Genomic DNA, 26,322 nt, shown 5'->3' on the forward strand with positions numbered 1-26,322 from the left:
GTTCACCCCACCTCGCGCCCGAGTTGTTCCAGAAACTGGCGCATCACCCCCACCCGCTTCTCGGCTTCCTCTCTGGCAGCCTGAGTGTGCATCTGGGACGGGAGTTTGAAGAGTTTCACAAAGAAGTGGTCGATGGTGTAGGTCAGGTCATCGTGCATTCGACTTTCACCAAAAGGGTCCTGTGGGTGGTACAGGGCACGTCCCATGCTGCCCCCGAGCATCAGGCAACGGGCGATCCCAATGGACCCGAGGGCATCCAGGCGATCCGCGTCCTGCACGATTTTTGCTTCCAGGGTTTCGGGCGGGATGCCTGCTGAAAAGCTGTGGGTCAGAATGGCGTGGTGAATGGCATCCAGATGCTGCTCTGGATAGCCACCTGATTCGAGGAACACCTTTGCAGCATCTGCAGCAAGTCTGGAGGCCTGCTTCCTGAGGGGGGAATCCTTGGGGACGATCACGCAGTCATGCAACCATGCGGCAGGCAGGACCACATTGAGCTCAGCGTTTTCCTGCAGGGCAATGCGTCTGGCACTGAGCACCACACGCTGGATGTGCTCCAGATCATGGCCTGCATCAAAGCTGGCGTGCGCCAGCAGGTGGCTTTTGAATCGCTCTTCCCATGCATGCAAATTCAGGGCGGGCTGTACGGACATGTTTTGCAGTATACGGGACATCACAGGACCTCTCTGGTGCGGGCAGGCTGGGCACTGCCAAAATAGGCTTCAAACAGTTCTGCATTGCGCATCTCGGTTTCCCGGTCCAGATGACCCACAAAACCGGTGGCCCTCTCCCCTTGCAGCAAGGTCTGCACGCCCGACAGGATCGCGGCCTGCACCAGATAGATGTAGGGTCCCACCTCTGCCCCGTGAATGAAGTTGACAGCATTCCCGTGGTTGCCGAGGTGCAGGGTGCGGTCCCCAAATCTGGCCCGGCTGAATTCCCCATCCCGCAGGATGCTGTCGCAGCGCACAAAGAGCCCGGGATCGAGTTCATCGTCTGCAGAAGTCACAGAGAAGGCATACACATGGGGCTTGAAGTGTGGGGTATCCTGCACAGTGAGGGCCTGGTTTCCTGTGGCACAGAAAAAAATGTCCGAGGCGGCCAGCAGGTCTGCTCTGGGACGCACCCGGTAATTGATGCACTGGGCATAAATCCGCTGATTCGGGTCGATGTCCCACACGTACACGTCGTACCCTCTGGCCCGCAGGTTGTGGGCAATGCTCTGTCCGATTTTGCCAAACCCGAACACCGTGATCACCTGATCGGCAAACAGCAGGCCTTCTTGTCTGAGCAGGGCCTCCGCAGAGAACACGATGGATTTCCCGACGTTCCAGTCCTCGGTGCGCTTGGCCAGACTGCGGGCCACCGACACGCAGGGAACGGTCAGGGGCACCACCGACTCGTATTTCTGGTGGCCGTTTTCGGTGTCCTCCACCACCCCAATGAAGCGGTCCCCGAAGTGATGCTTCAGGTCGTGCACCACCTGATGAAAATATCCCCCGATGTCAATGATCATGAAGCGTCCTGTGGGCCGCAGACGCTGAATGAACTGGATCACCTGATCGCTGTCCGAGGTGAACGCCCGGTCCAGAAAGTACAGTGGGTACTGGCTCTGGATCTGCGGCAGGTGCTGGTCGCTGATGCTGCGCGGCTTGGGAATCACCGCCAGAATCTCCCCCAGTTTTTCCAGGGCTTTCAGGAAGGGGGGCATGCTCCTGAGGACATGCCCAACCACAATGAAACCCACACCTGCATCGGGCGTGGGTTCAAGCACCTTGCTGAAGAACTGGCGGGCTTTCTCGGGTTCGATCTGGCGTCTGTCTGAGGGGGTCAGCATGGGGACTCTCCTTGTTTACATGCGGGAGTGGGGCTTGACGTCTGCTTGTCGAGGGAGTCGGGAAATTTCTGTGACAGGACAGAAAAAACAGCCAGCTCTTTCAGCTGCTGTTCATCCATGTTCGGAGATTCCTGTACAGATAAAAACGGAATAACCCCTAGGCGAACCTAAGGGTTATTCCTATGTCGTCTTCACCTCTCCAGAGGCTTCAGGGACAGGACCACTCCTGCGTTGTGGAGAGGGTCACATCAGGCAGTGCAGGGGTCAGGTCTTCCTGAAAACCCACATCTGCAAACACAAAACGCAGAGACCACGTGGGGTCCGCAAAAGTGCCCCCATTTCTGAATGGGCTGGTTCGCACCTCGGTCTCAATTCGCACGGGCAGGTTCCAGGGCAGATTCGACCAGGCCTTCAGACCATACTGGGGTTGCAATTCCAGAGGGGAAACCTCGGTGGCACGGGCATTCCACACCCATCCCACCTGCCCCATCAATCCTGCTCCGGCTGTACCGTAGCCCACCTGAACGCTGCTCTTCCATGCGCCTGCCCCAATGAACTGCTCCTTGCGCCCAAGAGGGACGCCCAGGGTGGCTTTCACAAAGAAATCATCCAGGGGATAAGCCCAGCTCAGGGTCGCATCCCCCAGCCCAAAAGCAGGCTGATCGTACACCCGCTCTTCTCCACTGCTCAGGCGGTAGAACGAGAGGGCACGCCCACGCTCAGGGTTGACAATGCGGTTCATGCGAATGATCTGGTGGTAGACGTCCAGAGGGGCATCCAGCACCCCACCCCACACGTAGGTGAGCGGCACAGAGACCCCAAACTCACCCACAGACGTTGAGGTCCGGAAGGTGGGTTCCAGCTTCCAGACTTCTGCATCAATGCCCATGTCTCCCCAGTCTCCCTTGTTGAAAGACTGCTCATTGGCAATGCTGAAATTCAATCCCAGTCTGCAGCCTTCAGAGAGAGGCAACTGCCCAAAAGGAGACAGCACCGAACTGTGAATCAGGCTGTTGGACTCAGGCATCAGAAGCTGGGCCAGGGACCCACTTGTGGTCATCAGCAGGATGCAGAGGAGGCGTTTCACAAGACAACATTCTGGCATGAAAAGCCCCTCCAGTGTTGTCTGGAGGGGAAACGTGCTCAGAAGCTTACCAGCTGAGCTGGTACTGGGCAAAGCCGTCGGGAGTGGTGCCGATCTTCTTGGCGTTGGAGGGCAGGAACTTCTCAGCGTTGGGGCTGGAGAAGAACAGCACGCTCTGTCCAGGAATGGGGGTCAGTTTCCAGTTGTTGTCTGCAGTGGGATTGATCTTGCCCTGGGCCACCATGTACTGGATGATGGCTTCGCGGTTCTCATCGGGAGAGTCCAGCACAATGTTCTGTCCCTTCAGACCGGGGAAGCTGCCACCGCCACCTGCGCGGTAGTTGTTGGTGACCACAACGAATTTCTGGTTGGGGTCGATGGGCTTGCCTTCAAACATCAGGTTCTTGATGCGGTGGGCACCAGCGTTCACCACTTCACCCTTGCTGTTGTAACGGCTGGGCTGGGTCACGTCAATTTCGTAGGTCACACCGTCGATCACGTCGAAGTTGTAGGTGGGGAAGCTGGTGTCGACAAGTTCCTGGTTGGCAGGGCCTTTGGGATCAATTTGCTTGAACTGACCGGCGCTGCGCTCCAGCCATTCCTGCACTTCGGCTCCGGTGACCAGCACGCCCTTGATGGTGTTGGGGTAGATGTACAGATCGGAGATGTTCTTGATGGCGAGGGTGCCCGCAGGAATGTCGGTGTAGTAGCTGACTCCAGCACGACCACCTGCTTTGAAGGGGGCAGCAGCAGACAGCACAGGGTACTTGTCGTACTCGGTGCCCTGCAGGGCACGTTTGGCGTACCACATCTGGGCCTGGGACACGATCTGCACGCTGGGATCATCCTGCACCACAGCGAAGTAGCTGTTGATGGGGGCTTCAAGGTCAGCAACCTTGCCACGCACGTAATCCAGGGTGTGCTGGTGGTCGTCAGCGACAGCTTCCACAATGCGGGGATCGTTGTCCACAGTGGCTTTCTTGTTGACCTTGTCAAAGATGGGGCGCAGGGTGCCCTTCTTGTCGACAATGGTCCAGCTGCCGTCTTCCTGTTTTTCGAGTTTCAGGTCCACCACGCCGAGGTTGTTGCCCCAGAATCCGGGCATCACTGCAGCGACGCCGTTCAGGGTGCCTTTGGTGACATCTGCACCGGGGTAGGTGGCGAAGGTGGCACTGGGGAACTCGGTGTGGGAGTGACCGAAGAGCACCACATCAATGCCAGGAACCTTGGTCAGGCCGGAAGTGACGTTCTCGTCCATGGCTTTGGGATCGGGATCACCAAGGCCAGAGTGGGGGATCGCCACGATGATGTCCGCACCCTTGGCTTTCATCTCGGGAACGAACTTTCTGGCGGTCTCGATGATGTCCTGGGTGGTGACCTTGCCTTCCAGGTTGGTCTTGTCCCAGATCATGATTTGTGGGGGCACAAAACCAATCACGCCGACGCGCACCACATGGGCGTTGTTGTTCTCGTCACGCACAATCTTGGTGATGATGCGGTAGGGCTTGAAGTAGTTCTTGCCGGTGTTGGCATCATAGACGTTGGCGTTGACGTAGGGGAAGTTTGCCCCTTTCAGGGACAGCTTCAGGAAGTCGAGGCCATAGTTGAATTCGTGGTTGCCGATGTTCCCGAGGTCGTAGTCCAGCAGGTTCATGGCCTTGTATACGGGGTGGGTTTCACCTTCCTGCAGGGGGTCCACGCGGGCCACATAGTCGCCGAGGGGGTTGCCCTGAATCAGGTCTCCGTTGTCGAACAGCAGGCTGTTTTTGACCTCTGCTCTGGCCTGGGTGATCAGGCTGGCGGTTTTGGACAGACCATACTCATCGGTGCTCTTGTCCTGGTAGTAGTCGTAGTTCAGGACGTTCACGTGAATGTCGGTGGTCTCCATGATGCGGAGGTCGACGGTCGCAGCGTGGGCCACGCCGGTCATGATCAGCATGGCGCTGAGGAGTTTCAGGTGTTTCATGGTCATCCTTTCGGTGCACCTTATCTAGGTCACTCTTAACTTAGTTCAGCACACGCGACTATAAACGTACCATGTCAGGGGTCTGTCAATAAAGCCCCCTTTGTTGCGTGCCAGACTTTAGTCATACGTAAAACTTTTGTTCGATTTTCCTGAAAAATGAAGGGTTTCAAAGCACGGGATTTTCGGTTCACTTCAGGACATTCGCAAAGCCTCTGGTGATGCCCTGAAACACCATCCAGCACTTCTGGAGGATTTTTTTCCCCCCAATCCAGGGTGAACTGTAAGCTTTGATCTCCCAAAAAAAAGTTCTCCCCTGGACCCTCCAGAGGAGAACAACACCAGAAACCTTACCTGTTGGAGATGTGGATGGCCTGACGGTGCACGTGCTCTGCAGCCTCAAGCACGGCCTCACCCAGCGTGGGGTGGGCGTGGATGGTCAGCGCAATGTCAGACACGGTGGCAGCCATCTCCAGACCCAGCGATGCTTCACCAAGCATGTCAGAGGCGTGAGGGCCCACAATGTGCACCCCGAGCAGCAGGTCGGTTTCTGCGTCAGAGACCATCTTCACGAAACCATCGGTGCTTTGCAGGGTCATGGCACGGCCACTGGCAGCAAAGGGGAACACCCCGGTCTTGACCTTGTAGCCCTTGTCCTTGGCTTCCTGCTCGGTGAGGCCCACCCAGGCAAATTCAGGGCTGGTGTAGACCACACCGGGAATGGCCACAACGTCCATGGCGCTCTTCTTGCCCGCGATCACTTCGGCGGCCACCAGACCCTCTTTCATGGCCTTGTGGGCCAGCATGGGGTTTCCGGCCACATCACCGATGGCATAGATGTGGGGCACAGAGGTCTGCAGTTTGTCGTTGACCTCAATGAAGCCACGGTCACTGATCTTGACGCCCACGTTCTCCAGATTCATGCCTCTGGAACGGGGACGGCGGCCCACGGCCACCAGCACGCGGTCAAAGACCTCGGTGCGTTTGGCTCCGGTTTCCACGCTCTCGATTTCCACGTGGAGGCCGTCTTCTTTCTTCTCAAAGCTGTTGGCCTTGGTGCGGACTTCGATCTCGATGCCCTGCTTCTTGATGGCCTTTACGAATTCCTTTGTCGCATCGGCATCTGCACCAGGGATCACCTGGGGGGCAAACTCAATGACCTTCACTTTGGAGCCCAGGTTGTTGTACACGTGGGCGAACTCGAAACCAATCACGCCCCCACCAATGCACAGCACACGGCCAGGGATGGGATCAGGCACCACCAGAGCACCCGTGGAGTCCACAATGTCTTTCTGGTCAATCGGGAAGGTGGGCAGGGTGGCAGGCTCAGAGCCCGTGGCGATGATGATGTTCTTTGCTGTGACCTTCTGGTCTCCAACCTGCACGGTGTTGGCATCGATGAACTTGGCTTCACCGGTGACCACAGTGACCTTGTTGCCCTTGAGCAGGCTGCTCACCCCACCGGTCAGGCGCTTGACGATGCCCTCTTTCCAGGAGTTGAGTTTACTCACATCGAGTTTCGTCTCATTGAAGGTGAGGCCAAACTCCCTGGCGTGCTTGCTCTCGGCCATCTGTTCACCTGCGTGCAACAGGGCTTTGGTGGGAATGCATCCCACGTTCAGGCACACGCCACCCACCGCACCCATCTCTGCCACGGCGGTTTTCAGACCGAGTTGTGCAGCACGAATCGCAGCGTGGTACCCGCCGGGACCTGCACCGATCACCAATACGTCGTAATCCATATCCTTCTCCTTCACTCACCCTGTGTTCGCAGGGTTGTTGAGACGGCTGCAGAGACGCAGCACAGCAAGCAATAAAAATGTCAGCGGTGGGTTTCGGGCCTGATGGGATTCAGGGCCAAGACATACCGCTAACCAGTTTACATCTGAAATTCAGATCTAAAAAGTGAAAAGCTCTCCTCGCATACGCTCAAGACCTAGATTTCTTCCGCTCATTGCCCCTTTTGAAGTTCCCGGTGATGCGGGCCAGCAGGAGCTGCTCCTCTTCAGGGGTGGCGGCGGCAAGTTGTTTGCCGAGTTTCTCTGCTTCCTTGCCTGCATAGGTCCGCACATGTTTGCCGTGATAATAAACAAAAAGTTTGCCGTCTGAATGGGCTTTGTAACTGAAAGGTTGTTCCTGAAGAGCACCGTGCTGGTCAATGGGCATGCTTTAGGTTAGAGAAAGAACCTTAAAAAGACATCAAGCATCTGGCGGAGGGGAGCAGGGTGCAGCAGGTGTGTTCAGTAGGTCAGAACAAAGTTCCCATCGGTTTTGATCCTGGCGGGCCATTTCTGAATGCCCAGACTGCAGGTTGGAATTCCCGGTCCCTGTCCCAGAATGTGCTCCATGCCCTCTGCAGAGGCAGACCCACCTCCAACGGAAGGCATCCAGTGCTGATCTGCCGCAACAACGGTGGTGGTTGGAGGCCAGTACAGGGTGGCATTTTCTGGATCTTCCAGATCAGAACCCCCATCAAAGTCGCGGTCACTGACCTCCACAGAAGCCGTGCGATAAATGTACCGCTGTCCATTGTGTTGAGGCTCTGTCTGGTAACGCATGGACACACTGCGCGGCTCGGAAGCCACACAGAAGAACCTGGCATCAAAGTCATGCTGGCGCAGCGATTGCAAGACAGGTGCAATTTTCTCCTTGAAAGTTCCCACCTGCCGAAATTCATTGATCGCTGTCTCCAGCCCCCGCTGGGTCTCTTCCTTGGTGGTTTTGAAGACCGTGGGCAAGCGTTCTGGAGGATTCAACTGGGCGGAAACAGCCTGAGCAAACAAAATTCTTTTGGTTCCTCCAAAGGCACCCCTTTTGACCTGAACTTCCCAGATTCTGAGCTGAGAAGGCTGGTACATGCGCTGGATGCTGTCGGAAAGAGCCAGATACCTGGGGTCATGGGTGACTTCACGGGTCTGGATCTGCGGGTCCATCCAGCTGAGGACAGGCGGGTTGGGGTAGTGGTTCTGGTAATTGAGTTGCCCATAGGAAATCATGCCAAGCACCGTCAAAGCCAGGGCTGCACCCAGAGGAATCAGGCGTCTGGGATGCTGCAGTTGCAACATGGTTTCCTCCCAGTGTTCATGCAGGGCTGCCTGCACAAGATCAGCGCTGGCCCGCGCCAGATACAGGCTGGCCTTAAAAGGTCCTGCTTCCCGCTGGATCTCCTGGTGCATTTCTGCTGTGTCTCTGAGCAGGTCTCTGGCATAACGCTGTCGGAATGATGCAGGGAATAAATACGTCAATGTTTTCAGCCATTTCATGGTCAGGCTCCGGTGATCCGTCTCTGTCGGGCGAGGTTCAGGGTGGCTTCGAGCTGCTGAAGTTCGTCTTCGACCAGGGTTCTTCCCTGATCACTGAGCTGGTAGTACCTCCGTCGTTCGCTCTGTTCCTCTTTCTCGGTCTCTGCAATCAGGCCCTGAGCGAGCATCTTCTTGAGGTTGGTGTAGAGGGTGGCAGGGCCGAGTTTCAGGCGGCCTCTGGTGTCTTCCTGCACGGCTTTCATGATGGCGTAACCATGTTTCTCGCCATCCAGCAGTGAAAACAGAATGTGGAACTGGGCACCCAGCACAGGCAAAACCTCCTATATCCGATTTAGATATATCATGATCGGATATAGGAGGTCTGTCAAGAGGAAAGCGTAACTTTCATCCCTCTACGTTTCGGAAAAAGCTTGCTATTCTATATAACGTATCTTTAAAGCACCCTTTCGGGAAACTTTTCACCCGTGAGCATGCGAAGCAGGCCCCATCCACAAACGATCCTCAGGCAGCAAGGAGAAACCACATGAGCATTGAAGCAAACAAAGTTGTAGAGCTGGATTACGTTCTCACCATTGAAGGCGAAGTGATTGACAAATCCGAACCCGGTGATCCCCTGCTGTACCTGCACGGCGCAGGCAACCTGATCCCTGGCCTCGAAAAAGAACTCGAAGGCAAAAGCATCGGAGACAGCCTCAGCGTAACCGTTGAACCCGCCGACGCATACGGCGAATGGAACGAAGATGCCCTTCAGGAATTCAGCAAAGAAAACTTTGAAGGGGACGTGGAAGTGGGCGCAACCTACTACGCCGAAAACGCCGATGGCGGCATCACCCCCTTCACCGTGGTGGAAGTGCGCGACGACGTGATCATCGCCGACTTCAACCACCCCCTCGCTGGCCAGACCCTGCACTTCGATGTGAAGGTCCTGAACATCCGCGAAGCCACCGAAGAAGAAATCGAGCACGGACACCCCCACGGGGCAGACGGCACCGAAGCCCACGACGAAGAAGAATTCAAATGAAAGAAGGACTGGCATGGCCAGTCCTTCTTTATGGCTGTCAGCACGAACCACTGTCTTGACCTGAAACGTATTTTGTTGACTTTAACGCAGTGCCGACCGGATTTTTCTGGGGCACTGCGTTTTACTGCACCTTTCGCTGGCGCGTCCTGACCTGGCAGAAGTCCTGGTGAATTCGCTCCCTCAACCTGCTTTGAACCCCAGCGCAAACCCGGCCACAAAAGCTGCAGTGAAAGGCAAATTGGCCGTGATCATTTTCATGAAGTTTTCGGAGACGGTTCGGACGTTCTCTTCTTTGAAAAGGGGATCGGCCTGTTTCTGGATGGTGAGCCAGTCAATCTGGATGTAACCGTAGGCAGACAGCACCTGGAGCAAGATGAAGACTCCACCCACCAGAAAAAGCGCCATCTTGCCGACCTTTTTGACAAAATACCCTGCAGCAAAACCCAGCACACCACCGAAAGAGAGCTGCCCGATGTAAGGCGTGAGGAAATCCAGATCCATAACGCCAAGTGTACTCTGCTTTTTTGTGGCTGCATGAGGACAGGATCTGCTGCTGTCTGTCACCAATGTTGCGATGTGCCAGAACAAATCTGGACAGGATACAGACAGGAGCTCTGTGTTCAACAACAGATCTGTGGCATGACCTCAGGGAGATGGGCACATTGGGCAGTAGAATACAGAGTGATGGTCCGGGCCCTTTCGCAGGGCCCACAGCAAAGCCCCTCCCAGAGAGCACCGCAACAGGGGCAGTCAGACAGTCCTGAACAGACAAAACTGGCTTTTATTGACATTGACCGCCGTGGCGGAACCATTCCCTCAGAGGTCGCGTATGAATCATGTGTCGCAAGTGTCGTCAGAGTACAACCCGAGTCATCCTGCTGAACTGCAACTCCTGAAGAAAGGAGATGAGCGTGCCTGGCATCAACTGATCGAAAACTATCAGGACCGGATGCTGACCTACCTGTTCCGCTTAGAGGGGAACTATGAGGACGCGCTCGACCTGACCCAGGAGGTGTTCTTCCGGGCCTGGAAAGGCATTGGGACCTTCAAGGATGGCGAACCCTTCCTGCCCTGGCTTTACCAGATTGCCCGCAACACCCAGATCGAGAAGCACCGCCGCAAGTCTCACCCGCAGTTCTCCATGGAGGAGGCTGCAGAGGAAGTGGGTTTCGAGGTCACCTCCCACCTGCTGAGCCCGGTGGTGCAGGCCGAGAGTGCCCAGAATGCAGAACGGGTGCAAGAAGCCCTGCTCACGTTGCCGGAAGATTACCGGGAGGCCGTGGTGCTGCGTTTTGTGGAAGAAATGAGTTATGAAGAAATCGCTACAATCCAGGGTGTTGCCGTGGGCACAGCCAAGAGCCGGGTGTTCCGTGCGAAGGAGATGCTGGCGCAGGCTCTCAAAGGACTGGTGGAGTAGGAAGACAAGGAATAGAGGTTGGCATGGACAAGCCCTTAAACGCCCACGAAGAACAACTCCTGAACGCTCTGGATTTCGGCAGCCCGCCACCAGAGGGGTTCTTTGCACGCTTCAAGGAGCTCTTCGAAGTGCAGGAGGCCCTTGACCGCCTGCCCGTCTTGCATGTGCCTGCATGGCTGACCGAATTCATGGAGGAGCGGATTCATTCCGACCTCTTTCACAGCATCTTTCTGAACACCCTGAACGTCGAAGATGTGCTGACCACGGCAAGCAGTTTCACCCGCCAGTACCTTCCTCCCACTTATACCCTCCCCGAGCGAATCATGGAAGATTTTGAAGCCCAACAGATCCTCAGCAGCCTGCCTGCCCTGAAGGCGCCCCAGGGGTTCGCTTCGCTGATGGTGGCGCGCATTCAGGAAGACCAGTTCCGTGGGCAAATGCAACAGCTGAAAGTGCAGGCCCCACAGGGACTGGCCTCCCGCATTGTGGAACGCATTCAGGAGGACAGGCTGAACGAAAATCTGCAACACCTGAAAGTCAGAGCACCTGAGGGTTTCGCTTCCCGGATTGTGGAACGGATTCAGGACGATGTGCTGACTCAAAACCTGCAACACCTGAAAGTCAAGGCTCCCGAGGGCTTCGCTTCCCGCATTGTGGAACGCATCCAGGAGGACCTTTTATCGGAGAACCTCCGGCAGCTGAAGGTGAAGGCTCCTGAGGGGTTTGCTTCCCGCATTGTGGAGCGCATTCAGGACGATGTGCTCACTGAAAACCTGCAACAGCTGAAGGTGCAGGCTCCCGGGGGCTTTGCAGGTCAGGTGCTGCAACACATCCAGACCCGCAGCGAGCAGGAAATGCAACAGGCCCTGCAGAACCTTCCGGAAATGAAAGCGCCACAGGGCTTCAGTCAGGCGATGGCCCAGCGCATTCAGGAGGCTGCCCTCAAAGAAGAACTCTCCGACCTGAAGGTCAAAGTTCCTGCAGGTTTTGCAAACCGGACCCTGCAACACATGGAAGCCAGAAGCGAGCAGGAAACGTCTGCTGTTCTGAAATCTCTGCCTGTGGTGCAGGCTCCAGAGGGTTTTGCTGCCCATGTCGCCAGTCGAATTGTCCGGGATGCCCATGCGCAGGAGACCCACAATCCTGCCCCGCTGTATCTGGTGGGCATGGCCTTGCTGGCTGCAGCTTTTGCCCTGTTCAGCTTTGTGTTCCCCAACGTGCAGGTGGGGGTGAGTGTGCTGCTGGATCTCGCCAGCAACATCTCTGCTCCAGCCATCGGGGTGATGGTCATTCTGGCCGTGATCAGCCTGTTCGGGCTCTTCAGCAAGGTCAAATTCACCCCCCAGATCACCTACGCAGCATTCACCATTGCCATGCTTGCCGTATATCCCAACGTGCAGAGCGCTTTCGGTCCTGCCACGGTGACCCCACAGCAGGAAGTGGCAAGTGTGGTGCGGGTCGGTGGCGATGTGGTCGTGCGTGGTCACGTCACTGGTGACGTGGTGGCCCTGGGTGGGGACATCACGCTGGTTCAGGGCGCGAAGGTGGATGGACGCACGGTGAGTTTGCTTGGGGATGTGAAAGCAGACCCTGGTGTAGAGGCCAGCGTGGCCCCCACTGCCATCCTGGGTCGCGTGAACGGTGAACTGCCCCTGCAGAAAACCGTGCTGCCCTCGGTGGGCGTGGCCTCGGCTTTCGTGCCCCTGATGGACCTGATGAAGTCCGAATACTGGCCTGCCTTCTACTTTGCGTTCCTGTGCATCTTCACCTTGCTGGTCTACCAGTCCGGGCATGGCACGGCCCTGGTGCGCCAGTCCCTGCGGGAACCGAACCGCAATCTGGCCCTCGGTTATGTGGCCTTCCTGCTGACCCTGCCTGTGCTGCTGGTGTCGAATCTGGTGGGCAATGGTGTGCTGCTGGGCCTGAGCATCGCCCTGCTGGTGGCCCTCACTGCCGGTCTGAGCATCAGTCTGCTGCTGCTGGGTGCTGCTGTCACAGTACGCCTGCGCAAACAGAGCCACCCCGTGACTTTCGCGTTGATCGGTCTGGCGGTTTATCTGGTGCTGCTCACCTTCCCTGCTGTGGCAACCGTGACCTGGTTTGCCGGAGGGTGCTATGGTCTGGGCGTGTTGCTGAATTATGTTCGCAAGACGAACGTGACCCACCTGAAAGCAGCGTAAATCTCACCATCAAAACGCCCCGGAACATTCCGGGGCGTTTCTAGTGGCGTTCATTTTGCAGCAGGTCTGAGCAGTTGAATGCCCAGCAGCACCACCCAGATCAGCCACATCAGGCTTCCAATCAGGCCTGCGGGTTCCCAGACAGGGACAGCGGGGATCACGGTGTGCAGAAGTTCAAGCTGGGCCAGCAGGTACACCCCTCCGGCCACAAAGCCAAGCATCCCAAGCCAGCGTGGGAAGAGGCCCGTCTGCAGCAGGATCAGGCTGAGGGTCCACATCCACAGCACTGTGAACACCTGACCGAGGTGCTCCCCAAGCAGAACGCCTCCGTACTGGTGGATGGCCTGAAAGACCACTGTAAGGGCTGCACGGGTGCTTTCGGTGGCTCCAGCAGACACGTAAAGGTCGGCCAAAACGGGATTCACGAAGACCCAGCGCAGCAGACCCACCATCTGCAGCAAAGCGGCCAGAATCCCAAACGCAGTGGCATGGTACAGCAGGGGGTGACAGGTGGTTTTCAAGAGGCCATGCAGACCGATCATGGCCAGCAACATGGGAAACCCGAGCCAGGCGAAAGCCATCCAGGTGAGGATGCCTGAACTTCCCAGGGCATGGTAGCTGCTCAGGATCTGCTCCGGGCTTTCTCTGAGGATGTCCGGGTAATTGAAATTCTGAATCAGCAGCATGTAGGGAATGTTGATGGCCATGGCCCCGATCAGGAACTCAATGCCCACCCATCTGCGGGTCTGTTTTTCCTGGGTGGGATTCTGTTCTGCAACAAGGGTGGTCATGGCTGTCCTTTCAGGTGGGGTTCAAGCACCATCCACATGAGCCCGATGCCCTGCTCGATGGTGTCCTGTGAGAGGGTCCGTCCACTGAGTTCCAGGTGGGTCGGCCAGAAGTCGGTGATCATCCAGCAGGCTTCGGCAAGCATGGTGATGCGCTCAGGCGGCAGGGAGTGCATGAGTCCTTTTTCGATCAGCATGTCGCACAGGGCATGAAAGTCCTGCTGACCCCTGGCCCGGACCTGCCTGTAGTGCTGCTCAAGTTCCGGGTCCTGCTGCAACAGCGACAGGGTTTCCCGGTAGAAGAACCGGTACTCCCAGAGCATCTGGTAGTTGCGGACAAGCATGGTGTTGATGTCCGCAAAGGTGGGCTCTGCAGGCAATCGGTAGATCTCATCCCAGTGGCCCTGGAGTTCCTGAAAGAGTGCCCGGATGATGGCTTCTTTGTTCTTGAAGTGGTAATACAGGTTCCCTGGACTGATGGAGGCGTGCTGGGCAATGTGGTTGGTGGTCACACTGTGCGTGCCTTTTTCGTTGAACAGGGTGCGTGCGGATTGCAGGATGCGAGACTGGTTGCCCATGGTCCTCCTTAGAGTATTTACTCTAATTTAGAGCAAATACTCTAAAAGATCAAGAGGCTTTCAATCCCTGGAAAACCACTCCTCCCGCAACACCCCCAGACGCACAGAATCGTAATACTCCCCCTGCCAGAAACGCACCTTGCGGATCTGGCCTTCCAGTTGAAAACCCACTTTCCGGGCAGCACGAACCATCCTCGGGTTCCCCGACCAGGTGGTCAGGCCAAGACGGGGCAGATCAAAACGTTCAAAAAGCTCAGTGGTCCACAGTTTCAGGGCTTCACGGCCATAACCTCTGCTCCAGAGACGCTCGTCATAAATCACGATGCCCATTTCAATCCAGCGCTTCAGACGCCCATCATCGAAATAATAGGACACCAGACCAGACAGGACACCATCAATCCAGATGCCCTTCCAGCGTTCATGCTCTGCAGCCAGCCTGAACGTTTCCAGAAACGCATTTTTGCTGAAGTCGCCATCCTCAAAATAAGGGGCATCGAACTTCTTCCATTCGGTGTGGTGGGTGGACAGTTCCCACAGGATGCCCAGGTCCTCCTGGGTGAGGGGTTGAATCTTGACGGTCATCAGCAAGCAGTGTACCCAAAAAAAGGCCCCCTCAAATCTGAGGGAGCCAGGGGAAAACCTGAAAATCACTGTTCCAGCAGGGCTTCAATTTCTGCTCTGGTGGGAGCATAAGCTCCTGCTTTGGTGCAATTCACTGCTGCTGCTGCCAGGGCATATCTCAGGTGGCCCTCGATCCCCCAGTCCTTGTGGGTCATCAGGGAAAAGTTCAGGGCACCGATGCTGGCATCTCCGGCCCCCACGGTGTCTGCCACGGTGATCTTGAAGGCAGGCTCAAAGATTTCACCTTCTGGGGTCATCAGGATGGCCCCCTTCGCTCCCTGGGTCAGCATGATCCAGGCTTCTGCGTTCCAGGCCCGAATCTGGTTCAGGGCTTCTTCTTCGCTGCATTCTGGCAGGAGGCCAAGCAAATCCTCATCGGACACCTTGATCAGGTTGCTGAGTTCCACCATGCGCTGAAACGTGGGACGGTAGGCGGCAGTCATGGTGATGCGGTAATTCGGGTCAAAACTGATGAATTTCCCGAGCTCCCGGGCCTGCTCGGCCAGTTTCACCAGCGTGGTCTTCAGGGGGTCCCGGGTCAGGGAGATGCCCCCAAAGTGCAAGGTTGCCACCGCATCCCACCAGCCTTCGGGAAGCAGGTGAGGATCGAACGACAGATCTGCACTGTCGTTCCCCACAAAAAAATACCTGGGAGGGTTGGTTTCAGGCACCATTGCCAGCAGAGGGGCTTTCGGATGGCGCTGCAGGTAACGCAGGTCCAGACCACCCGCCTCACTTTTCTGGTACAGATCTTCTCCAAAATCATCCTGAGAGATGCCTCCAGCAAAAGCTGCAGGAAGGCCGAGTCGGGCCACCACACGGGCCACATTCCAGCCTGCCCCTCCGGCCTTGGAGTGCCAGACTCCAGGCTCCACCTGAATGAGGTCCGTTAACGCTTCACCAGCACTGACAAATCGAGCAAGGGTCATGAATTCTCCTTCTTGGTCCAGCGGTCTTGGTCTCTGCCTTCCACTTTATCCATCATTCGGTTGAAGCCCTTTTCGAGGTCTAAACCTTGACCGTTCGCCATGCAGATGATCACGAACATCAAATCCGCAAGCTCCATCTCCAGATCGCCGACCTCCTCCCCTGGCTTGGGTTTCTTGCCATTCTGGTGCGAAATCACCCGGGCAATCTCCCCGACCTCCTCGGTCATGCGGGCAAGGTTCAAGAGGGGCGGAAAATAACCTTCTTTGAATTGACCGATGAAACGGTCCACGCGTTCACTGGCTTCTTTGAAAGTGAGGGACATGGTTTCAGTTTAAGCGGAGAGCTGAAAGCAGAAGGCAGAAGGCAGAAGGCTCCAGACTGGTTTGTGTTGCAATGCCCAGAACCACACAAAACCCTGGCTCTCTCGGCTCCCTTCAGTGAATCAGGGCTCACAACATGGCAAAGTCTTCTGTTCCCCAATAAACTGAAAACAAATGTTCAAATTCAGCACCTTTCCTCCAAGGTATTCGGATTTCTGTCAGGCTTTTTCGGACAAGACGCTACAGAAAGCCAGAGCCATCCTGCACAAGGGTGATCTGGAACTGATCGAGCTCAGCAGGCACACCATCATGGGCAACGTGATGGGAAGTGAGGGCAAATATTACACGATGAGCGTGGAATCCAATGGGCGTTTCTCCTGCACCTGTCCAGCAGAAGTGCAGCCGTGCAAACATGTGGCCGCTCTGCTCCTGGTCGTTGAGGGGTACGATGATGGCGATCAGGAACCTGAGTTGTCTCTTGAAGACCACGTTGCAAACCTGGATCTGTCCACCGCCCAGGAGTTGTTGCTGGAACTCGCTGAAATTCCCAAGGTGCGGCGTTTGCTGATGAAGTATTTCCGGCATGCTGAGCCTGTGGTGAAACGTTACACTGCCCTGGACAGGTTGCAGGAGGCTGTTCGGGCTGAGCAGAACATTGAGCTGCTGGGCAGTCTGGGCGAAGAAGCTTTTGCAGAACTGTCAGCGTTGCCTCCAGAAAAAAGGGCCGGGTGGGCCTGGGACATGGTGCTCAGGCTGAAGACCTATGAACCCGACTGGGAAACCTATGATGCTTACAGTGAAGCGGGAGACGCCCACTGGGAAGACCGGGTGGGCGACTGGACCGAGATCCTGCTGACCCACTGGGCTGAAGCTCAGGTGGAACTCGGGCAGACCGAAAAAGCCCTGGAACAACTGGAAGACTTCTTCGAAAACAATGCAGCAGCATTTGGTGGCCTGCTCCATCTGGCAGCCCAACTGCCCAATGGCCGCGCCTGGATCACGAAACGGGTTCAGGGCAGCTACAGGGAAGATGAATACATGAAGGCCATCATCAAACGAATGGGCACCCCTGAGGAGTTTGAGGCCCTCTTGCGCCAGAACCTTTCCAGCCCTTACAACCACCATGAACTGGTGGAATTTCTGGTCGAACAAAACCGACTTCCAGAAGCCCTGGACCACGCTGAAACCAGCGTACGGGAGCACGTCAGGAGACACCAGATCCAGCATCTGGACCCTCACCTTCAGGCCATGCTGGAATTGCTGCACCATCACCGGCCTGCTTTTGAATGGGAAAAGGCCCTGTTTTTCTACCAGCAGAATCTGGATGCCTACCGAGCCCTGGCCCGCTGGCCTGAGTTTACCGAGGAGCGCGACGCTTTGCTGAAAAAGGTCTGGAACATCAGTGCCAAGCTGGACATGCTGCAATGGGATCAGGACCTTGCTGGCCTGAAGGCACTGCTCAAGAGCCATCCCAATCCAGAACATGCTGTGCGATTGAAACACCTGTTGCCTCTGGAAGTCAAAACCCTGTTGAAACGGCACATCGAGAAAAGCCTGGAGGAAACCTCCAGCCGCTCCATCTATCAGGCTGCAGCCCTGTGGGCCAGAGAATACCAGGATCTGGAAGCTCCAGAAATCTTCAAACCCTGGTTGCTGGCATTGCTGGACAGATACCGCAAGCGTCCTGCCCTGCAAGATGAGTTCAAATCCCTGAAAGCCCGTCTTCAGGAACAGGGTTAATTTTGGAAACCTGAGCCATCCATTCGCTGGCTGCTTTGAACATTCGTGATGGTACTGGCAGAGGAACTTCAACCTTCATTCTGACAGTTCAAATCAGAGAAAACATTCTGCTGATCACACCTGAAGCCATTCGATTCAGCAGCTTAAGGATGCTTTTTCTGGCAGCCTTTACCCTGCCAGCCTGTAAACTGTCAACTGGGATTTCAAGCATCCTCTAAGCAACCTGCTCCCCCCTTCACCCCGAAAGGTAGGACAATGAAGACCATGAACCCTTTAGCGAAACAACTGAATGACCAGATTCAGAAAGAAAACCCTTACGTTCTGGAGATGCTCTCCGAACTCGGGAAACAGATTTACTTTCCCAAGGAGGGCATCCTCTCCCAGTCGGCCGAAGCTGGACAGAAGGCCAAGAAGTTCAATGCCACCATCGGGATTGCTGTCGAGAAGGGCGTGCCCATGCACCTCGAAGTGCTGCAGCGCAACCTCTCTGCTTACGCGCCCAAGGACCTGTATCCTTATGCCCCTCCTGCAGGGAAGCCTGAACTGCGCACCGCATGGCGCGAGAAGATGGTGCTGGACAACCCCAGCTTGAAGGGCAAGAACTACGGCAACCCCATCGTCACCAACGCCCTGACCCACGGGATCAGCATCGTGGCCGACCTGTTTGCAGACGCAGGCACGCCTGTGATTGTTCCTGACAAGAACTGGGAGAACTACGAACTGACTTTTGCCATCCGTCGTGGTGCAGAGATGGTGTATTTTCCCCTCTACAACGACAGTGGCCTCTTCAACAGCGAAGCCCTGCTGGAAGCCCTGCTCGATGCCAAAGAGCAAGGCAAGAAGAGCGCCGTGGTGCTCCTCAACTTCCCCAACAACCCCACGGGCTACACCCCCACCCAGCAGGAAGGCCAGACCATCATCGATGCCCTGGTCAAAGCTGCAGAGGCTGGCATCAACGTGGTGGTCGCCACCGACGACGCATACTTCAGCCTGTTCTTTGAGGACTCCATGCATGAGTCCCTGTTCGGCCTGCTCGCCGGACTGCACCCCAGAATCCTCCCTGTGAAGATCGACGGGGCCACCAAAGAAGAGTACGTGTGGGGCTTCCGTGTGGGCTTCGTGACCTACGCCAGCGAATCCGCTGCTGTGCTGACCGCACTGGAGCAGAAAACCATGGGCATCATCCGTGCGACCATCTCCAGTGGTCCCCACCCCAGCCAGACCTTCCTGCTGCAAGCCCTGAAAGACCCCCAGTTCGAGGCCCAGCGGGTGCAGAAGTTCGAGATCATGAAGGCCCGCGCCAACAAGGTCAAAGAAATCCTGGACAGCGGAAAATACACCGATGCCTTCGATTACTACCCCTTCAACTCCGGGTACTTCATGTGCCTGAAGATCAAGGGCACCACGGCAGAAAGTGTGCGCCAGCAACTGCTCGAAAAACACCAGATCGGGACCATCGCGCTGGGTGAAACCGACCTGCGTGTGGCTTTCTCCTGCGTGGAAGAAGAAAACCTGCAGGAAATCTACGACAGCATCTACCAGGCTGTGAAGGAAGTTCAGGCTGTAGAAGCCTGATCCCACCTGATAAAAAAGAACAGGAGGCATTGGCCTCCTGTTCTTTTGCTGTAAACCTCAACGAATCCAGAATCCAGTTTCCACCACGTCGCGGTTCTGGGCAGGGGCAGGTTGCAGGTACAGGCGAACCTGGGCGTCCCACTGTCCTCCCTCATAGCGGCCCTGGATGGAACCCCGGGCATAGCTGTTCTGGGGTTGGGTGGTGAAAATGGCTCTCACCCGCTGGTAGCCTCTGGGAGGGGCCACTTCAAAGTAATTGCTGGGACCACCGTCGATGAGGGTGGTTCCACCCCGCACATACAGGTTGTAGGCCAGAATGTTGCTGTACCCATCAGGGTTGAGGGCCACCACTGTCACGTAACCTGCGCGGTTGGTGTTGAGGCGGAAGCGGACCTGCTCACCCACGTAATAGGTGCTGTTGGTCCCACGGTCGGGCTCGAAGGAGTTGATGTAATTGGCGGTCTCAAAACTGATGGTGGCGGAAGGGGCGGTCACCCGCACCGTGCAGGCGCTCAGGGAACCCGCACCCAGCAGCATCAAAGCAGCAAGCATCAGACGCGTTTTCATGCTCTCAGTCTAGAAGCGGAGGCCTGATTTAACATGCACCTCTGCTGAAGAGGCACTTCAGGTTTTTCTCATCTGAGAGGAGGATTCAGCTGCTTTTATCCTGTTCCAGACAGCTGAACATGTTCCCCAAATGGCACCACGCAATTCCGCCCACAGGCCTTGGCCTGATAGAGCGCCTGATCGGCACGGTGAACCATTGCATCATGGGTTTCCTGAGGCATGTGCTCGGCCACCCCGAAACTGGCACTGAAACCCGGCAATTCATGCACAGCACTCTCCAGAAAACGGGTGCGCATGTGTTCTGCCAATTCCAGGGCTTCTTGCAGGGTTGTGGAGGGCAACACCACCAGAAACTCCTCGCCACCCCACCGTCCAATGTGATCAGACGGGCGCAGAACATCACGGGCTGCTTCTGTGGCTTTCCTGAGCACAGCATCTCCGGTGGCATGGCCGTACCGATCGTTGATGCGTTTGAAGTGATCCAGATCAAAGAGAATCACACTGAACTGCGACCCCTCAAGATGACCCTCCATCACCTCGTAGAGCCTGCGTCGATTGAGGGCTCCGGTCAAGAGGTCAGTGGAGGCAATCTGGTGCAACCAGTGGCTGCGTTCCTGTTCCCTCACCCACTGCTCCTTGTAAACCCCCAGCACATAAACCAGGCCCACCATGCCTGTGGTGATCAACTGCACCCGGAAAAAATCATCGAACACCCAGTCCAGCCGACGCTCAGGCAAGACGGCCAGCACCAGCCAGGGGAAAAAAATGAACACCAGATAGAGCACCTGCGTGACCCGCATGGCTGAAAAGGTGGGCAGGGAGATGAAGGTCAGCAGCACAAGCACCGTCAGACCCGTATCTGAGTGCAGTGGGAAAGCACCCATCCGGTAATGCGGACTGACGATCTCCACCGCAAAACGAAACACCCAGAAGGCCATGTACATGCCCAGACTGAGCCATTCGATCACCTGCAGAGGGACCTTTCTCTGCAGCAACAGCAACAGCATTCCTGCAGAAAAAACCCCCAGCACCGTCTGGGTGACATTCTGCACCTCGATGGACAGCTGAAAAGTCAGGGCACCCAGAATGCCCCCAATCATCACCAGGACACTCAGCAAGAAATAAATTCGCCTGCGGATCACTGCTGCATCGAACATGCCCTCTCCCTTTTTTGTATTGTGGCACAACCCTGACCTTTTCAAGGTCTTTCCCCTGTGCAGATGGATGGCATGAAGCAGAATTTCTCATGAGCGTCCGTCAAGAGCATTGAAAAACACCGTTCATCACAGCATCGAGGTAAAGTAAGCAGGTTTACATCCCCAGGAGGCAGGGATGTTAGCATGAAGTATCTGGTTCCCTGGCAGAAGAAAATCTTTTGACACCTCAGGGCTTCCAGGGGGAAAGCTGGGTAAGGTTGATTCCATGCGTAAAACACTGATGTTGTGGCTGGTCATCGGCAGCCTGGGGGCAGCACTCGCCCAGGGTTACAGTTACAGTGATCTGGTCCATGACCTGGAAAAAGGTGCCGTTCGGCAGGTGGTCATCGATGCCGCAGGCAATGCCGAGGTGCAATTCAAAACGGCAGGCCGACGCTCAATGGTGACAGTGGTGCCCACCAGTTCTGATTTCGTGCAACTTGTGCGCAAAAGCAATGCTGAACTCACCGTACGCTCAGGGGTCAAAGGGGACTTCTGGGTGTCTCTGTTGCAGTGGCTCCCCTTTCTGGTTGGCATCGGCTTCATGTTCCTGATCTGGCGTTCCTTTCGAAGCAATGTCTCGGGAGGTTCCAGTGGGGCTGCCCAGTTCAGCAAGTCGAGAGCACATGTTTTGACGGAAGGCTCGATCAAACTGACCTTCAGTGACGTGGCCGGCTGCGAAGAAGCCAAATACGAACTCCAGGAAGTCGTCGAGTTTTTAAGGAACCCCGAACGCTTCCACGCCCTCGGGGCGCGCATCCCCCACGGCATTTTGTTGGTGGGTCCTCCCGGTAGCGGCAAGACGTTATTGGCAAAAGCTGTTGCAGGCGAAGCCAGAGTGCCCTTCTTCTCGATCAGTGGCTCTGACTTCGTGGAAATGTTTGTCGGAGTCGGTGCTGCCCGCGTCAGAGACCTCTTCGAGCAGGCCAAGAAAGCCGCCCCCTGCATCGTTTTCATCGACGAAATTGACGCCGTGGGCCGCAAAAGAGGACTCAACGTCGGTGGGGGCAACGACGAAAGAGAGCAAACCCTCAACCAGCTCCTCGTGGAGATGGATGGCTTTGAGAGCAAGCACGACATCATCATCCTGGCCGCCACCAACCGTCCTGACGTGCTGGACAATGCTCTGCTGCGTCCTGGTCGTTTTGACCGTCAAGTGGTCGTCGATGCTCCCGATGTGAAGGGCAGAGAGCAGATCCTTCGCATTCACGCCCGCAAGAAACCGCTGGACCCCAGTGTGGATCTGCATGTGGTGGCGACCCGCACCCCCGGGATGGTCGGAGCGGATCTGGAGAACCTGCTCAACGAAGCTGCTCTGATCACCGCTCGTGCAGGACGCAAACGGATCAACATGAAGGACATCGATGAGGCTGCGGATCGGGTGGTGATGGGACCTGCAAGAAAATCCCGAGTCATTTCCGATAAAGACAAGAAAGTGACGGCTTACCACGAAGTGGGACATGCACTGGCCGCAGAGAAACTCCCAAATGCAGACCGGGTCCATAAACTGACCATTGTGCCTCGTGGACGAGCTGCGGGGTACATGATGCCGATGCCCGAAGACCGCATGCACTACTCGCAGGGGGTCCTGGAAGACATGATCGCTGTTGCGCTCGCTGGACAGGTGGCAGAGGAGATCATTTTCGGAGAGATCACCACGGGGGCATCAAGTGACTTCCAGAAGGCGACGAACATCGCCCGGAAGATGGTCACCGAATGGGGGATGAGTCCCTTGCTCGGGAAGATTGCCCATCAGGTGGAGAACGAAACCTACCTCGGGGGCTATCAGGACGCCCGAAATTACAGCCAGGAGACCGCTGAACTCATCGACAATGAGATCAAGCGCATCATCGACGAACAGTACACCAAGGTGAAAAGCATTCTGGAAGAGTATAAACCGGTCATCCATACGGTGGTGGAAACGCTGATGACCAGGGAAACGCTGTCGGGTGAGGAGTTCCGCATCCTCCTCAAAGGTGGACAGCTTCCCGATCAGGATGAGTCGGACAGCACGCCCCCTCAGGCCCCGAACCTCACCAAGCCTGCAACCAATTGAATCACCCAGAGCCAAATGAAAGCCTCCCCGATCTGGGGAGGCTTTCATTTGTAAGGTTTATTTGTTGGCTTCGATGAAGCTCACTGCGTCCTGCACAGTGCGGATCTTCTCAGCGTCTTCATCGGCGATGGTCACACCGAATTTGTCTTCGAGACCCATGATCAGTTCCACAATTTCGAGGGAGTCGGCGCCCAGGTCGTCCTGGAAGCTGGCTTCGAGGGTCACTTTGTCGGCGTCCACGCCGATTTTATCCACAATCACTTCTTTGACTTGTTCGAACACGCTCATGTTTTCCTCCGTATTTCTTGGGGTAGTTTACACCAAAAAATCTGATTTGCGTTAGACTCTATCAAACTTCAGGTGTCTGACAGGTGCTTTTCCCGACAGTTCTGCAGGACTGTCGGTGGGGGCTCAGTGGGAATGCATGCCACCGTTGATCTCGATGATCTGTCCATTGATGTATCCAGCGTCTTCAGAGGCCAGGAAAGCCACCAGTTTGGCGACTTCTGAAGGCTGTCCGAAGCGGCCTGCGGGAATCTGTTTCAGGTAATCCTGCTGGACATTTTCAGGCAGCTTGGCGGTCATGTCGGACTCGATGAAGCCAGGGGCCACAGCGTTGACGGTGATGCCCCTTCCGCCGTATTCCTTGGCGACAGCCTTGGTCAGGCCAATCACCCCTGCTTTTGAGGCCACATAGTTGGCCTGTCCGGGGTTGCCCATCAGGCCGACCACACTGGAAAGGTTGATGATGCGGCCATAGCGGGCTTTCATCATGCGTTTGATGGCGGCGCGGGTGGTGTAGAAGGAGGCACTGAGGTTGGTCTGGATGACGTCTTCCCAGTCCTGGTCTTTCATGCGGATCAAGAGGCCATCGCGGGTGATGCCTGCGTTGTTGACCAGCACATCCAGGCCACCCAGCGCTTCTGCAACGGTGTCCACCAGCCTGATGGCGGCGGCTCTGTCAGAGAGGTCAGCCTGGAAGGTCTGGGCCTCTCCTCCATTCTGGCGGATTTCTTCTGCGACGGATTCTGCAGCAGCCTGTGAACCGGAGTAGTGTACAGCAACCTTGAATCCTTTTTGAGCGAGTTCCAGTGCGATGGCCTTGCCCAGACCACGGCTGGACCCGGTGACAAGTGCGACTCTCATTGATGGGCCTCCAGGTATTTCTGAATGTCTTCTGGGGTGTGAATATTAAAGCTTTTCGCTTCGGGAAGGATGCGTTTGAGGAGACCGGTCAGCACGGTTCCGCTGCCGAATTCCACAAACTCGGTGACGCCAAGGTCACGCAGTTTAAAAATGCTCTCCACGAATCGAACGCTGCCGGTCACCTGTGCAGAGAGCAGGGCAGCGACCTCTTCAGGGGTCTGCACTTCCTGAGCGGTGTAGTTGGCAATCACCGGGAACTGCATTTCGCCATATTGGATGGCCTGCAGGTCATGTTCCAGTTTCTCTCTGGCAGATTGCATCAGGCTGCAATGGAAGGGGGCAGAGACTTTGAGGGGGATCACTTTGAAGCCTTTGCTTTTCAGTTCTGCACTGGCGGCCTGCACGGCATTGGCCTCACCAGAAATCACGGTCTGGGTGGGGGCGTTGAAGTTGGCCACCTCCACCACACCGGGGGTGTCTTTGCAGACCTGGGTGATGGTGGCAATGTCCTCCCCCATCACGGCGGCCATGGCTCCAAGCCCAACGGGAACAGCTTCTTGCATGTAGGTTCCGCGCTTGTGAACCAGTTGAATGGCATCAAAAAGGTCCAGGGTTCCTGCGGCCACATGGGCGGAGAATTCACCCAGGGAGTGACCCACCGCGTAGGCAGGTTTCAGGCCGGTGGCTTCCTGCCATGCGCGGTAGGCAGCAATGGAGGCGGTCACCAGTGCGGGTTGCTGGTTGGCGGTGAGGGTCAGGTCCTCAAGGGGACCTTCGGCCATGACGTTGGTGATGCCAGGGAGTGCTTGATCTGCAGTTTCAAAAACGGCTTTTGAGACCCCGTAAGCATCCCGCATGGCGGTTCCCATGCCCACAGCATGGCTGTTCTGTCCAGGAAATAAAGCAACAATCATTGTTTTCCTCCCCAGGTGAGCACACAGGCTGCCCATGACAGTCCGGCTCCAAAGGCCACAAAGAGCAGGTTGTCTCCATCGTGAACGCGTCCTTCGTCCAGGGCACGTTGCAGGGCAAGGGGGACACTGGCTGCGCTGTTGTTGCCGTAATCCTGCACGGTGACCACCACACGCTCGTGGGGCAGTTTCAGGCGTTCACGGGCCGAGTCGATGATGCGGGCATTGGCCTGGTGGGGCACAAACAGGCTGATGTTTTCGGGTTTCAGCCCTGCTTTCTGAATGGCCTCCAGGCTTGCGCTGTCCATCACACGTACGGCAAATTTGAAGACTTCGCGGCCATTCATGAACAGCTTGCGGGTCATTTTTGCCCCGCTGGGCAGGCAGTCTGCGAAGGCCTTCATGTGCAGGTGGTCTGCACCCATGCCATCTGAGCCAAGCACGAAGCTCTTGAAGCCATAACCGTCTTTGACCGGTTCAATGATGGCTGCTCCAGCACCATCTCCGAAGAGCACAGCGGTGGCACGGTCATCCCAGTTGATGACCCTCGATAAGGTCTCTGCCCCGATGGCCAGCACCTTTTTGCAGGTGCCTGAGGCCACGTAAGCCTGGGCTGCGGAAATCGCATAGAGCCAGCCAGGACATGCAGCCAGCAGGTCAAACGCTCCGGCTTTCAGGCCAAAGTGGGCCTGCACCAGAGAGGCCGTGGCAGGGAACATGGCGTCCGGAGTGGCGGTCGCGACGATCACGAGGTCCACACCATCCAGAACACCCTTGCCATAGCGGGCCTGCAGGTTTTCCACCGCCCGGATGGCAAGGGTGGAGCAGAACTCTCCATCTGCTGCGAAGTGTCTTTGCTGGATGCCCGTGCGGGTCTGAATCCATTCATCACTGGTGTCCAGGCGCTGTTCAAGGTCAGCGTTGGTGACCACCTTTTCTGGAACATAAGTGCCGAGTGCGGTAATGCCTGCGTTCATGGTGACCGCACACTATCATAAACTGACCAGTCGGTCAATTTATTGCGTTGCATTTTCTGGGACCCTCAAGGGAGCACAGTTGTGTTGAGGACAGAGGAAAAGAGATCCGCCTCCAGCAGCAGAAGGCCCCTGCGAAACCTGAGCTTCCTCAG

General features: G+C 56.3%; 26 protein-coding genes. 6 read left to right on the forward strand and 20 right to left on the reverse strand.

Going from position 1 to position 26,322, the window contains the following annotated elements; all coding sequences use genetic code 11:
- Positions 1 to 2: 2 nt before the first annotated feature.
- The 8 genes from DC3_RS10625 to DC3_RS10660 form a co-directional block, all read right to left on the reverse strand.
- Complete coding sequence (locus tag DC3_RS10625) at positions 3 to 653, reverse strand: HD domain-containing protein (protein ID WP_146884340.1); 651 nt, start codon at positions 651 to 653, stop codon at positions 3 to 5.
- A gap of 20 nt (positions 654 to 673) precedes the next feature.
- Positions 674 to 1,837, reverse strand: a complete 1,164-nt coding sequence (locus tag DC3_RS10630; RefSeq protein WP_146884341.1) for an NAD(P)-dependent oxidoreductase — start codon at positions 1,835 to 1,837, stop codon at positions 674 to 676.
- A gap of 208 nt (positions 1,838 to 2,045) precedes the next feature.
- Positions 2,046 to 2,924 carry a hypothetical protein gene (locus DC3_RS10635; RefSeq protein WP_146884342.1) on the reverse strand — a complete coding sequence of 293 codons (879 nt, stop codon included), beginning with the start codon at positions 2,922 to 2,924 and terminating at the stop codon, positions 2,046 to 2,048.
- Between the two features lie 64 nt (positions 2,925 to 2,988).
- On the reverse strand, positions 2,989 to 4,887 hold the full coding sequence (locus DC3_RS10640) for a bifunctional 2',3'-cyclic-nucleotide 2'-phosphodiesterase/3'-nucleotidase (RefSeq protein WP_222594740.1): 1,899 nt from the start codon (positions 4,885 to 4,887) through the stop codon (positions 2,989 to 2,991).
- Positions 4,888 to 5,234: 347 nt separating this feature from the next.
- Entirely contained in the window at positions 5,235 to 6,626 is a 1,392-nt protein-coding gene (gene lpdA / locus DC3_RS10645; protein WP_146884344.1) for a dihydrolipoyl dehydrogenase, read from the reverse strand.
- Positions 6,627 to 6,813: 187 nt separating this feature from the next.
- Positions 6,814 to 7,050 (reverse strand): hypothetical protein, encoded by a 237-nt coding sequence (locus DC3_RS10650; protein ID WP_146884345.1) that lies wholly within the window; start codon positions 7,048 to 7,050, stop codon positions 6,814 to 6,816.
- A gap of 74 nt (positions 7,051 to 7,124) precedes the next feature.
- Entirely contained in the window at positions 7,125 to 8,147 is a 1,023-nt protein-coding gene (locus DC3_RS10655; RefSeq protein WP_146884346.1) for a hypothetical protein, read from the reverse strand.
- A gap of 2 nt (positions 8,148 to 8,149) precedes the next feature.
- Positions 8,150 to 8,455 (reverse strand): PadR family transcriptional regulator, encoded by a 306-nt coding sequence (locus DC3_RS10660; RefSeq protein WP_246130627.1) that lies wholly within the window; start codon positions 8,453 to 8,455, stop codon positions 8,150 to 8,152.
- A gap of 215 nt (positions 8,456 to 8,670) precedes the next feature.
- Between DC3_RS10660 and DC3_RS10665 the strand changes: the two genes are divergently transcribed.
- Positions 8,671 to 9,168 carry an FKBP-type peptidyl-prolyl cis-trans isomerase gene (locus DC3_RS10665; RefSeq protein WP_146884347.1) on the forward strand — a complete coding sequence of 166 codons (498 nt, stop codon included), beginning with the start codon at positions 8,671 to 8,673 and terminating at the stop codon, positions 9,166 to 9,168.
- 180 nt (positions 9,169 to 9,348) lie between these two features.
- On the opposite strand, the gene DC3_RS10670 is transcribed toward DC3_RS10665, so the two are convergent.
- Positions 9,349 to 9,669, reverse strand: coding sequence for an FUN14 domain-containing protein (locus tag DC3_RS10670; protein WP_146884348.1), 321 nt, complete (start codon positions 9,667 to 9,669; stop codon positions 9,349 to 9,351).
- A 328-nt stretch (positions 9,670 to 9,997) separates the two neighbouring features.
- Here DC3_RS10670 and DC3_RS10675 point away from each other — a divergent pair, with 328 nt between their 5' ends.
- On the forward strand, positions 9,998 to 10,585 hold the full coding sequence (locus tag DC3_RS10675) for an RNA polymerase sigma factor (protein WP_146884349.1): 588 nt from the start codon (positions 9,998 to 10,000) through the stop codon (positions 10,583 to 10,585).
- 23 nt (positions 10,586 to 10,608) lie between these two features.
- Positions 10,609 to 12,765 (forward strand): hypothetical protein, encoded by a 2,157-nt coding sequence (locus tag DC3_RS10680; protein WP_146884350.1) that lies wholly within the window; start codon positions 10,609 to 10,611, stop codon positions 12,763 to 12,765.
- Between the two features lie 50 nt (positions 12,766 to 12,815).
- On the opposite strand, the gene DC3_RS10685 is transcribed toward DC3_RS10680, so the two are convergent.
- The 5 genes from DC3_RS10685 to DC3_RS10705 form a co-directional block, all read right to left on the reverse strand.
- Positions 12,816 to 13,556 carry a DUF4386 domain-containing protein gene (locus tag DC3_RS10685; protein ID WP_146884351.1) on the reverse strand — a complete coding sequence of 247 codons (741 nt, stop codon included), beginning with the start codon at positions 13,554 to 13,556 and terminating at the stop codon, positions 12,816 to 12,818.
- On the reverse strand, positions 13,553 to 14,131 hold the full coding sequence (locus DC3_RS10690) for a TetR/AcrR family transcriptional regulator (RefSeq protein WP_146884352.1): 579 nt from the start codon (positions 14,129 to 14,131) through the stop codon (positions 13,553 to 13,555). The genes DC3_RS10685 and DC3_RS10690 overlap by 4 nt, the downstream gene beginning before the upstream one ends.
- A 60-nt stretch (positions 14,132 to 14,191) precedes the next feature.
- A complete protein-coding gene (locus DC3_RS10695) occupies positions 14,192 to 14,713 on the reverse strand; it encodes a GNAT family N-acetyltransferase (protein ID WP_146884353.1) in 522 nt (173 codons plus the stop codon).
- Between the two features lie 65 nt (positions 14,714 to 14,778).
- The gene (locus tag DC3_RS10700) at positions 14,779 to 15,681 is read right to left on the reverse strand and encodes a carbohydrate kinase family protein (protein ID WP_146884354.1); all 903 of its coding nucleotides are present in this window, start codon (positions 15,679 to 15,681) and stop codon (positions 14,779 to 14,781) included.
- Positions 15,678 to 16,004, reverse strand: coding sequence for a nucleotide pyrophosphohydrolase (locus DC3_RS10705; protein ID WP_146884355.1), 327 nt, complete (start codon positions 16,002 to 16,004; stop codon positions 15,678 to 15,680). The genes DC3_RS10700 and DC3_RS10705 overlap by 4 nt, the downstream gene beginning before the upstream one ends.
- A 172-nt stretch (positions 16,005 to 16,176) precedes the next feature.
- Between DC3_RS10705 and DC3_RS10710 the strand changes: the two genes are divergently transcribed.
- On the forward strand, positions 16,177 to 17,742 hold the full coding sequence (locus tag DC3_RS10710) for an SWIM zinc finger family protein (RefSeq protein ID WP_146884356.1): 1,566 nt from the start codon (positions 16,177 to 16,179) through the stop codon (positions 17,740 to 17,742).
- 264 nt (positions 17,743 to 18,006) lie between these two features.
- Positions 18,007 to 19,317, forward strand: a complete 1,311-nt coding sequence (locus DC3_RS10715) for an aminotransferase class I/II-fold pyridoxal phosphate-dependent enzyme (protein ID WP_146884357.1) — start codon at positions 18,007 to 18,009, stop codon at positions 19,315 to 19,317.
- A gap of 57 nt (positions 19,318 to 19,374) precedes the next feature.
- On the opposite strand, the gene DC3_RS10720 is transcribed toward DC3_RS10715, so the two are convergent.
- A complete protein-coding gene (locus DC3_RS10720; protein ID WP_146884358.1) occupies positions 19,375 to 19,884 on the reverse strand; it encodes a DUF4384 domain-containing protein in 510 nt (169 codons plus the stop codon).
- A 95-nt stretch (positions 19,885 to 19,979) separates the two neighbouring features.
- The gene (locus DC3_RS10725) at positions 19,980 to 21,041 is read right to left on the reverse strand and encodes a GGDEF domain-containing protein (protein ID WP_146884359.1); all 1,062 of its coding nucleotides are present in this window, start codon (positions 21,039 to 21,041) and stop codon (positions 19,980 to 19,982) included.
- A 265-nt stretch (positions 21,042 to 21,306) separates the two neighbouring features.
- Here DC3_RS10725 and ftsH point away from each other — a divergent pair, with 265 nt between their 5' ends.
- Positions 21,307 to 23,136, forward strand: a complete 1,830-nt coding sequence (gene ftsH, locus DC3_RS10730) for an ATP-dependent zinc metalloprotease FtsH (RefSeq protein WP_146884360.1) — start codon at positions 21,307 to 21,309, stop codon at positions 23,134 to 23,136.
- 57 nt (positions 23,137 to 23,193) lie between these two features.
- On the opposite strand, the gene DC3_RS10735 is transcribed toward ftsH, so the two are convergent.
- The 4 genes from DC3_RS10735 to DC3_RS10750 form a co-directional block, all read right to left on the reverse strand.
- A complete protein-coding gene (locus DC3_RS10735) occupies positions 23,194 to 23,424 on the reverse strand; it encodes an acyl carrier protein (protein ID WP_146884361.1) in 231 nt (76 codons plus the stop codon).
- A 123-nt stretch (positions 23,425 to 23,547) separates the two neighbouring features.
- A complete protein-coding gene (fabG, locus tag DC3_RS10740; RefSeq protein WP_146884362.1) occupies positions 23,548 to 24,282 on the reverse strand; it encodes a 3-oxoacyl-[acyl-carrier-protein] reductase in 735 nt (244 codons plus the stop codon).
- Positions 24,279 to 25,196, reverse strand: a complete 918-nt coding sequence (gene fabD / locus DC3_RS10745; protein ID WP_146884363.1) for an ACP S-malonyltransferase — start codon at positions 25,194 to 25,196, stop codon at positions 24,279 to 24,281. The genes fabG and fabD overlap by 4 nt, the downstream gene beginning before the upstream one ends.
- A complete protein-coding gene (locus DC3_RS10750) occupies positions 25,193 to 26,170 on the reverse strand; it encodes a beta-ketoacyl-ACP synthase III (protein WP_146884364.1) in 978 nt (325 codons plus the stop codon). Before DC3_RS10750 ends, fabD begins: the two co-directional genes overlap by 4 nt.
- Between the last annotated feature and the right edge of the window lie 152 nt (positions 26,171 to 26,322).

Source organism: Deinococcus cellulosilyticus NBRC 106333 = KACC 11606 (genome assembly GCF_007990775.1).
Lineage (GTDB): Bacteria > Deinococcota > Deinococci > Deinococcales > Deinococcaceae > Deinococcus_C > Deinococcus_C cellulosilyticus.